At 70.9% G+C, this 9,135-nt stretch carries 7 protein-coding genes; 5 read left to right on the top strand and 2 right to left on the bottom strand.

What is annotated here, in order from left to right; genetic code table 11:
• Positions 1-178 precede the first annotated feature (178 nt).
• The 4 genes from ABD743_RS13095 to ABD743_RS13080 all read left to right on the top strand — a co-directional run bounded on the left by ABD743_RS13095 (position 179) and on the right by ABD743_RS13080 (position 3,241).
• Entirely contained in the window at positions 179-853 is a 675-nt protein-coding gene (locus tag ABD743_RS13095) for a PIG-L deacetylase family protein (protein WP_344722145.1), read from the top strand.
• A 33-nt stretch (positions 854-886) separates the two neighbouring features.
• Complete coding sequence (locus ABD743_RS13090) at positions 887-1,912, top strand: NAD-dependent epimerase/dehydratase family protein (RefSeq protein ID WP_344722143.1); 1,026 nt, start codon at positions 887-889, stop codon at positions 1,910-1,912.
• A 121-nt stretch (positions 1,913-2,033) separates the two neighbouring features.
• Entirely contained in the window at positions 2,034-2,891 is an 858-nt protein-coding gene (locus tag ABD743_RS13085; RefSeq protein ID WP_344722141.1) for an endonuclease domain-containing protein, read from the top strand.
• Between the two features lie 77 nt (positions 2,892-2,968).
• Complete coding sequence (locus tag ABD743_RS13080) at positions 2,969-3,241, top strand: DUF2277 domain-containing protein (RefSeq protein ID WP_344722139.1); 273 nt, start codon at positions 2,969-2,971, stop codon at positions 3,239-3,241.
• Positions 3,242-3,260: 19 nt separating this feature from the next.
• Here the strand turns inward: ABD743_RS13080 and ABD743_RS13075 are convergent, their stop codons facing one another.
• Together ABD743_RS13075 and ABD743_RS13070 are read right to left on the bottom strand one after the other, a co-directional pair.
• Positions 3,261-4,145 carry a phytanoyl-CoA dioxygenase family protein gene (locus tag ABD743_RS13075; RefSeq protein ID WP_344722137.1) on the bottom strand — a complete coding sequence of 295 codons (885 nt, stop codon included), beginning with the start codon at positions 4,143-4,145 and terminating at the stop codon, positions 3,261-3,263.
• Between the two features lie 138 nt (positions 4,146-4,283).
• On the bottom strand, positions 4,284-5,519 hold the full coding sequence (locus tag ABD743_RS13070) for a PQQ-dependent sugar dehydrogenase (RefSeq protein WP_344722135.1): 1,236 nt from the start codon (positions 5,517-5,519) through the stop codon (positions 4,284-4,286).
• A 115-nt stretch (positions 5,520-5,634) separates the two neighbouring features.
• Here ABD743_RS13070 and ABD743_RS13065 point away from each other — a divergent pair, with 115 nt between their 5' ends.
• On the top strand, positions 5,635-8,991 hold the full coding sequence (locus ABD743_RS13065) for a S41 family peptidase (protein ID WP_344722133.1): 3,357 nt from the start codon (positions 5,635-5,637) through the stop codon (positions 8,989-8,991).
• Positions 8,992-9,135 lie beyond the last annotated feature (144 nt).

Here is a 9,135-nt window from a genome sequence, read left to right as displayed (position 1 = left end):
TATCGGCACCGGGGGTTCTGGCAGCCTGCCGACACGGTCAAGGAGCGCACCGCGTTGGAGGCGGCCTACCAGGGCGGCACCCGGCCGTGGATGCTCTGGGAGAACAGTGCCGGCGAACGCGACCCCCTACAGGCCACCATTGCGGCCATGAACGACGCCAACATCGAGCGATGAGATCGTGCTGAGCCTGCTGCCGGAGCGCATCGACCGGATCCTGCTGCTCGGCGCCCACTGCGACGACATCGCGATCGGCGCCGGCGGGTCCCTCATCGAGCTGTGCCGCGCTCATCCCGGCGTCACGGTCTCCGCGCTCGTCCTCACCGGGGGCGGCTCGTTGCGGGAAGAGGAGGAGCGCGCGGCCCTGGCGGCGTTCTGCCCCGGCGCTCAGCTGGAGGTGGCGGTCCTCGACCTGCCCGACGGGCGCGTCCCGACGCGCTGGGAGCGTGCCAAGCTCGCCATCGAGGAGCTGCGCACCCTCGGCGAACCGGACATCATCTTCGCGCCCTCGCCGCACGACGCCCACCAGGACCACCGGACGCTCGCGAAGCTCGTGCCCACGGTCTTCCGCGACCACCTCACGCTGGGCTACGAGATCCTCAAGTGGGAGAGCGACCTCGCGCAGCCCACCGTGTATCTGCCGCTCGCCGAGCCGGTGCTGCGCGAGAAGGTGGCCAAGCTGCACGAGCACTACGGCTCGCAGCGCGACCGCAGCTGGTTCGACGCCGAGACGTTCGGAGGGCTGGCCCGCATCCGCGGTGTGCAGTGCCATGCGCGGTACGCCGAGGCGTTCCACGCGTCGAAGCTCGTGCTCGGAGTCGCCCCTCTCACCGGGGTCGACCACCCGGTGGACTGAACCCCGCCATACGAACCACTCGAAGGGATCCCCGTGCGAGTTCTGCTGACCGGTCACCAGGGCTACCTGGGCACCGTGATGGCCCCGATCCTCACCGCGGCAGGCCACGAGGTGACGGGGCTCGACAGCGGCCTGTTCGCCGAGTGCGTGCTCGGCTCGCTGGACACCCCGGACGTTCCCGGGATCAGCACCGATCTGCGGGACGTCACCGTTGAGCAACTGCAAGGCTTCGACGCCGTCGTCCACATGGCGGCGCTGTCCAACGACCCGCTGGGCTCGCTGGCCCCCGAAATCACCTACGACATCAACCACCACGCCTCCACCCGGCTCGCCCGCCTGGCCAAGGAGGCCGGGGTCTCGCGCTTCGCCTATGCCTCCACCTGCTCGGTGTACGGCGCACAGTCCGGCGATGAGCTGGTGGACGAGGACGCCCCGCTCAAGCCGGTCACCCCGTACGCGATCTCCAAGGTGCGGGTGGAGGACGACCTGGTGGAGCTCGCCGACAGCGACTTCGTGCCGTTCTCGCTGCGCAACGCCACCGCGTTCGGATTCTCCCCGCGGCTGCGCGCCGACATCGTGCTGAACAACCTCGTCGGACGAGCCATCCTCACCGGCAAGGTCACCGTGCTCTCCGACGGCACGCCGTGGCGTCCCCTCGCCCACGCCGAGGACATCGCGGGCGCCGTGCTCGCAGGCCTCGCCGCGCCGGCCGACGTCGTGCGGGCGCGGGCATTCAACGTGGGTACCGAGAAGAACAACCGCACCGTCGCCGAGATCGCCCAGGCCGTGGTAGAGGCGGTGCCGGGCTCCGACCTCGAGATCACCGGTGAGGCCGGCAACGACCCGCGCTCCTACCGGGTGGACTTCTCCCGGGCGCGCAAGGAGCTCGAGTTCGAGGCGAAGTGGACCATCCCGGACGGCGCCCAGCAGCTCTCGAAGGAGTACCGCGACCGCGGCCTGACGCAGGACGCGTTCGACAACAAGTTCACGCGCCTGGCAGTCCTCAACGCTCGCCAAAAGGCAGGCGAGCTGGACGAGTCAATGCGCGTGCAGGGCTGACCAAGGCGTTTCGGAACCGTAGTGCTGTGGGGGCGCGGCCCTGACAGCACTACGGCTCCACAACGCCGGGGCTGTGGATGGGCGATCGCTCGCCCGCGTGTTTTGCGTCAGCCTCTTGTGCATGGCGATCTTGCTGCCCTCTGTTTTTCGTGGGTCCGAGGCTGTGGCCTGCGGGCTTCTCACTCGCGCCCAGCTGCGTGGGCCTTCGGTGCGGCGGCTCTGCCGTGACGTCTATACGGCCTCGTCGCGCCCGGTCAGCCACGAGCTGCGGTGCCGGGCGATGGCGCTCGCTCTGCCGGCCGGGGCGGTGATCACCGGTCGGTCGGCGGCAACGATCAGGGGCGTGCCGCTCTCCTGGCCCGACGACGACGTGCAGGTCCTCGCGCCGCCGGAAATGCGGCTCGGACATCGTGGCGGGCTGAACGTGCGGCGCACCGGGATCGAGCATGTCGACTGGGAGCCATGGGCCGGTGGTCGGCTGGCCACACCGATGCGGCTCGCCCTCGACCTGCTGCTCGGACGTGCCTTACCTGACGCCGTCGCTGATCTGGACGCCGTGCTGCGCGCCCGCCTGGTCGAACGCGCGGCGGTCGCGATGATGGTGGCGCAGCGGTCGGACAACGGAATCGTTGTCGCGCGTCGGGCCGTCGAACTGGCGGATCCGAGGGCGGAGTCGTTGCCGGAGTCCAAGCTCCGCGTCCACCTCGTGCTCGACGGCCTTGCGCCTGTACCGCAGTACTGGATTCAGGACGCGGGTGGCCGGATCGCGCGGGTGGACCTCGCCTTTCCTGAGCACAAGATCGCCATCGAGTACGACGGCGACTGGCGCGACGGCGAGACGTGGGCGTTGAACCGTGACCGCGACCGTCTCAACCGCGTGCACGCGGCAGGCTGGGACGTGGTCTTCGTGACAGCGCCGCTACTCCGCGACAGGGGACGACTCGTAAGAACGGTACGGGCAGCGATCCCCGGCGCCTGAACAGTTGGGAGCCGTACAGCTGTTCGAGACCCCGCTCCAACAGCACTACGGCTCCACAATGCTGCAGGATCTATCCCATGTGTCGCAATATTCGGACTCTGCACAACTTTGAGCCGCCTGCCACCCGGGATGAGGTGTACGGGGCTGCGTTGCAGTACGTGCGCAAGATCAGCGGGTCGACCTCGCCGTCGCAGGCCAACGAGGAGGCGTTCGCCCGGGCCGTGGAGGCGGTCACCGCCGCAACGCACCGGCTCCTGGACGAACTCGTGACGTCGGCGCCGCCGAAGAACCGCGAGGTGGAAGCGGCCAAGGCGCGTGAACGCGCCGCCGCGCGCTACGCCACAGGCTGAGGCGCGCGGCGGCCGCAGATCACTGCGAAGCGGCCATGGCGTCGGCGAACTCCTCGGCCTTCAGCGGCTCGAGGTCGGAGACGCGCAGGAAGTCGCCGAGCGTGGTGCCGGTGGCACCGCTGTCGACGTTGCGCGGGCCGCGGGCGGCACGCACGTCGTCGATGTTGATGGTGCGCAGGTCGTAGGAGAAGCGGGTGACGCCGGAGAGGTTCGGCGCTGACGCGTGGAGGTGGTTGGACGAGAACATCATCACGTCGCCTGCGCCCCCCGCGATCCTGATCTCGCCGCGGGACTCGATGTCCTCGAGCGGGAGCGGGTGGGGCCGGTCGTCGGTGGTGGTCTTCTCGGCGGCGGCGTGGCGGTGCTTGGCCACCCACTCGTCATAGTCGTACTGGTTCGAGCCGTTCTTCACCGGCTTGTCGAAGTAGTCGGTGTACATGCTCATGACGTTGTCGCCGACCACGGGGAAGACCGGGGTCCAGTAGTTGACCAGCTGCTGCGGGTGGCCGTACCACATGTCGCGGTGGGCCTTGTAGTTGTAGCTGACGCCGGCGGTGAGGTAGTTCTCCGCGGGGATGACGCGCAGCCGGGGGATGTCGAAGTAGGTGCGGTCGGGGTCGACTCCGAAGTCCACCGCGAACTGCTGGCACAGTTCCTTGGTGCGTTGCCCGTTGGTGAACTCGGACTTGAGCGGACCGACCCGGCCGATGAACTCGTCGACGCTCATCTCGAACTGGGCGCGCTCGGGGTCGAGGTCGCCGAACGTCTCGGCGATGAGGTTCTCGGCGTGCTTTACCAAAGCGGCCGCGCCGGGCAACCCGGTGTAAAGGTAGAAATCACCGGAGAACAGCGACTCACGTCGGCGGTCGTCGGCGATCTGACGGTTCAGATAGAGCGTGATCACGCAATTCCTCGCTTCTCCGGTCGAATGCCCTGCAAGTTCGCGGATGGAGGTTACCGTACGACCTGGACACGTCGGTCCTACGAAGGAAGTTAGTAGGCCGCAGCCACTAAGAATCGTAGTAGTCCTCGAGTAAAACGGTCAAACCGGATCGACTCTGAGGACCCGATCGTCGGTGCCATTGGATGTGGATACCAGGAGCGCGCCGTCGGGCGCGAGCCTGACGGCACGCAGCCGCCCGAACGCACCGTCGAGACCGGACGGAATGGTCACCTGGGCGACGGCGCCGTCCGCACCCAGGCGCATGAGAAGCAGCTTCTGACCGCGCAGTGCGCCCACCGCGAGCACCCCGTCGAGATCACCCCATTGTGGACCCGTGAGGAACGCGGCCCCGGACACGGCCTCCACCGGGCTGCCCGAGTTCCACGCGGCGGACACGGCGTCGGGGAAGCGCTGGAGGTCGGTCATCGGCACGGACTCGTCGTACCCGCCGACCGTGCCGCCCCGGGACGGGTCCCAGCCGTAGTTGGCGCCGGCCCGGAGGAGGTTCACCTCGTCGTCGGTGGTCGGGCCGTGCTCGGCCGAGTACGCCGCTCCGGAGCGCGGGTCGACGGCGACGCCCTGCACGTTGCGATGCCCGTAGTTCCAGACGAGCCGCTGTGCGGGGTTGCCCGCGTCGGCGAACGGGTTGCCGGGCGCGGGCCCGCCGGTGGCCAGGTCGATGCGGAGCACCTTGCCGCCGAGCGACGTCAGGTCCTGCGGAATGGCGGCGCGCGCGGTGTCGCCGGTGCCGACGAGCAGCGTGCTGTCCGAAGCTAGCGTCGGGCGGCACCCCGAGTGCCGGCCCGACGGGTTGATCGGCATCCCGCCGACCAATGGGTCGGCGACTCTGGTTGCGGCCCTGCCGTCGGCGGAGAGCTGCCAGGTGACCAGCCGCACGTCGGTGGGGGTGCCACCCTCCATATGGGTCTGGCACGTGGTGAATCGGCGGGTCTCGGCGAAGTCGGGGTGGACGACCATCCCCATCTGCCCGCCTTCGCCCCGGACGTACACATCGGACTGATCGGCGTCGACGGGCGTGACCGTGGCCCCTGGCTTCGTGCCCGACAGCATCGCGATCCGGCCGTCGCGCTGGGTCAGCAGCACGCGTCCGTCCGGCAGGAATCCCAGGTCCCACACGTGCGACAGGCCCCCTGCGACGACGCTCGCCCGTAGCTCGGGCGTGCCGGTGCGGGCGAGTGGCGTGGGGGCGGAGACCGGCGCCGAGCTCCCGGTCTCGCCCGAGATCGCAGCCTCGGGCGCTGTGCATCCGGTGAGCCCCAGCGCCACAGCGGCCACCGCCGCGACGACGAAGCGGCTGGCCGTGGTCCGCAGCATGAGCCTCATCTTGCCGCCGCCCGGGTGAGGACACAGTGTGCAAAACGCCCATCCACCCGTGAACGGGTCGATCTACGGCTCCCTGTCGACTCTGATGATCGCTACCGTCTGGACCATGCCCCGCAGTTACCTCCGCTTCCCCCACCTACACGCGGACACTCTCGTCTTCGTCGCCGAGAACGACGTCTGGACTGCGCCGGTGTCCGGTGGGAGGGCCTACCGGCTCACCGCCGACGACGTGCCGGTCGCTCATCCGCGCCTGTCGCCCGACGGCACCCGGGTTGCGTGGACGTCCTGGCGGGAAGGGGCGCCCGAGGTGTTCGTCAGCGACATCGACGGTGGCGGCGCGCGCAGGATCTCCTACTGGGCAGATCCCCGGGCGCACGTGGTCGGGTGGACGCCCGACGGCGATGTGCTCGCCGTGAGCACGGTGGGGCAGGCGTCCCGGCGGGGTTGGGCCTATGCGATCCCGCCGAGCGGTGGGACGCCGCGCCGGCTCGACCTCGGACCGGTCTCCGACGTCGCACTGGCTTCGGACGGCAACCCGATCGTGGTCGTCACCAGCGTCATATCGCGGGACATGGCCTGGTGGAAGCGGTACCGGGGCGGTACGGCAGGCAAGCTGTGGTGGGACGCGAGCGGGTCCGGGCAGTTCGTGCGGCTGGCGGCCGATCTCGACGGGCAGATGGCGGCCCCGATGCTCGTCGGCTCCGGCGACGGGAGGCGCATCGCCTTCATCTGCGACCACGAGGGCTGGGGCAACATCTACTCGCTCGGCGCGGACGGTTCCGGGCTGCGGCGCCACACCGACCACGGCGGCCCCGATGCGCCGCCGTTCTATGTGCGGCACGCGAGCACGGACGGCGAGCGGGTCGTGTACGAGTCGGCGGGCGAGCTCTGGATCCTCGACTCGCTCGACTCCACCGGACCCCGGCGCCTCGACGTGCGACTCGGTGGCCCGCGCACGGCCCGCGAGCCGTTCCGCGTCCGCACCGCCGACGAGCTCACGTGGGCCGCGCCCGACCGCACCGGCCGCACAAGCATCGCGCTGGTGCGCGGCACCGTCCACCGGCTCACCCACCGCGACGGGCCTGCCCGCACGCTCCTCGCGGAGCCGGGCGCCCGGGCCCGGCTGGCGCGGCCGCTCGGCGACAACCGCGTGGTGTGGGTCGACGACGTCGAAGGGGAGGACGCGGTCTGTGTGGCCCCGCTCGACGAGCGGGCCGACGGGGCGGCACCGCTGGGCCGGCACGGGGTCGGCGAGGTCGGTCGCGTGCTGGAGCTGGCCGCGGCCCCCGACGGGTCCAAGGTGGCGCTCGCCGCGCACGACGGGCGGCTCATGGTGCTGGAGCTCACCGGCGACCGCGAGGGCGAGCTGCGTGAGCTGGCGCGGGGAGCCGACGGGGAGATCAGTGATCTCTGCTGGTCGCCCGACAGCGCCTGGCTGGCCTACCGCGACCCGGTCGAGTCCGGCCTGACCCGGATCATGATGGCCCGGCTCGCCGACGACACGCTCGTGGCCGTCACCGAGCCGCGGTTCGTGGACATGGATCCGACGTTCACCTCCGACGGTAAGTACCTGGCCTTCCTGTCGCGCCGCAGCTTCGACCCGATCTACGACGAGCACTCCTTCGACCTCACTTTCCCGGCGTCGTGGCGTCCGTTCCTGGTTCCGCTGGCCGCCCGCACGCCCTCTCCGTTCGGGGCGAGCCCCGACGGGCGTCCGGTCTCGCCGGAGGAAGAGGGGCCCTCGGACCTGCCCGCGACGGCGGCTACCGACCCGTCGGCCGAGCCGGACGCCGCCGCCGAGAGCAAGGCCAAGCCGGAGAAGAAGAAGGGCGACACCCCGCCCGAGGTGGTGGTGGACGTCGAGGGGCTGGCCGCCCGAGTGGTGGCTGTGCCGGTCGTCGCGGCGCGGTACAGCGGGATGCGGGCCGGGAAGGACTGCCTGCTCTGGTACCGGATCCCCGTCTCCGGCGTGCTCGGCGACACCCGCGCGGGCACCGACGAGAAGGCCGAACGGCCGGTGCTGGAGCGCTATGACCTGGTGCGCCGCAAGCTCGACGTGATCGCCGACCCCGTCAGCTGGTTCACGGTGAGCGGCGACGGCTCACGGCTCGTCGTGCGTGACGGATCGGCGCTGCGGGTGCTGCGCACCGACCGGCCCGGCTCGTCGGCGCCCGGGGACGGGGACGGCGACGAGTTCGAGATCGACACCCGGCGCATCGTCGTCACGGTCGATCCCACCGCGGAGTGGCGCCAGATGTTCGACGAGGCCGGCAGGCTGATGCGCGACCATTTCTGGGCCCCGGACATGGCGGGCGTGGACTGGGCCGCGGAGATCGCCAGGTACCGGCCGCTCGTCGATGCCGTGGGCAGCCACGACGACCTCGTCGACCTGCTGTGGGAGCTGCAGGGCGAGCTCGGCACGTCGCACGCCTACGTGACGGGCCGCGGGGCGGGCGACCACTCGGGGCAGCCAGGTCTGCTCGGTGCCGACCTCGAGCCCACCGACGACGGGTGGCGCGTGGTGCGCGTGCTGCCCCCGGAGACGTCGGCCCCCGCCGCCAGGAGCCCGCTCTCCGGACCGGGTGTCGACGTCCGCGCGGGAGACGTGATCCTCGAGGTCGGCGGCAAGCCGATCGACCCCGCATACGGACCTGCACCGCTGCTCGTGTCGCGGGCCGACGAACTGGTGGAGCTCACCGTCCGCTCCGGTCCGGACCGCGAGGACGCGGGCACGGTGCGCCGGGTCGTGGTCAAGCCGCTGTCGTCCGAGGCGTCGTTGCGCTACCAGGACTGGGTGGCCGGCCGCCGGGCGTTCGTGGCCGACCGGTCCGAGGGCAGGCTCGGCTACCTGCACGTGCCCGACATGATGGCGCCGGGCTGGGCGCAGCTGCACCGCGACCTGAGCCGCGAGACCAGCCGGGAGGGCCTGATCCTCGACGTCCGCGGCAACAGCGGCGGGCACACGTCGCAGCTGGTGGTGGAGAAGCTGGCGCGCAAGGTGATCGGCTGGGACCTGCCCCGGCACCGCCAGCCCACGACCTACCCCGAGGACGCCCCGCGTGGCCCCGTCATCGCCCTGGCCGACGAGCTGTCCGGCTCGGACGGAGACATCGTCACCGCGGCGATCAAGCGGCTCGGCATCGGCCCGGTTGTCGGCGTGCGTACCTGGGGTGGCGTGGTCGGCATCGACGGGCGCTACGGGCTGGTCGACGGCACGCGCGTGACGCAGCCGCGGTACGCGTTCTGGTTCGACGACACGCACTGGAACGTCGAGAACCACGGCGTCGACCCCGACGTGGAGGTGGTGATCGCGCCGCAGGACTGGGTGGCCGGGCGCGACCCCCAGCTGGAGCGGGCCGTCGACATGGCGCTGGAGGCGCTGGCCGAGCGGCCCGCGGTGCGTCCGCCCGACGTGGCCACCCGGCCGAGCCGTCGCCGCCCGGAGCTGCCGCCCCGCCCCTGACGGCCCACCTCGTACGAACGGCACTCCCGCCCGATAGGTACGGACGGGAGTGCCGCTCGTACGGACGCGTGAAGGCGCATGTGGGGGACCGATCGGGTGAGGGTCGGCCGCCGCCGCTCACATTCGTGCCTGTCATCACGAGTG

The sequence above is a fragment of the Pseudonocardia yunnanensis genome (genome assembly GCF_039534065.1).
Lineage (GTDB): Bacteria > Actinomycetota > Actinomycetes > Mycobacteriales > Pseudonocardiaceae > Pseudonocardia > Pseudonocardia yunnanensis.
This window is presented reverse-complemented; position numbering and strand designations above follow the sequence as displayed.

Excerpts from the sequence above, each read along its gene's own strand:
- ABD743_RS13085 (WP_344722141.1), top strand. The coding sequence starts at position 2,034 with ATGGCGATCTTGCTGCCCTCTGTTTTTCGTGGGTCCGAGGCTGTGGCC.
- ABD743_RS13080 (WP_344722139.1), top strand. The coding sequence starts at position 2,969 with ATGTGTCGCAATATTCGGACTCTGCACAACTTTGAGCCGCCTGCCACC.
- ABD743_RS13070 (WP_344722135.1), bottom strand. The coding sequence starts at position 5,519 with ATGCTGCGGACCACGGCCAGCCGCTTCGTCGTCGCGGCGGTGGCCGCT.
- ABD743_RS13065 (WP_344722133.1), top strand. The coding sequence starts at position 5,635 with ATGCCCCGCAGTTACCTCCGCTTCCCCCACCTACACGCGGACACTCTC.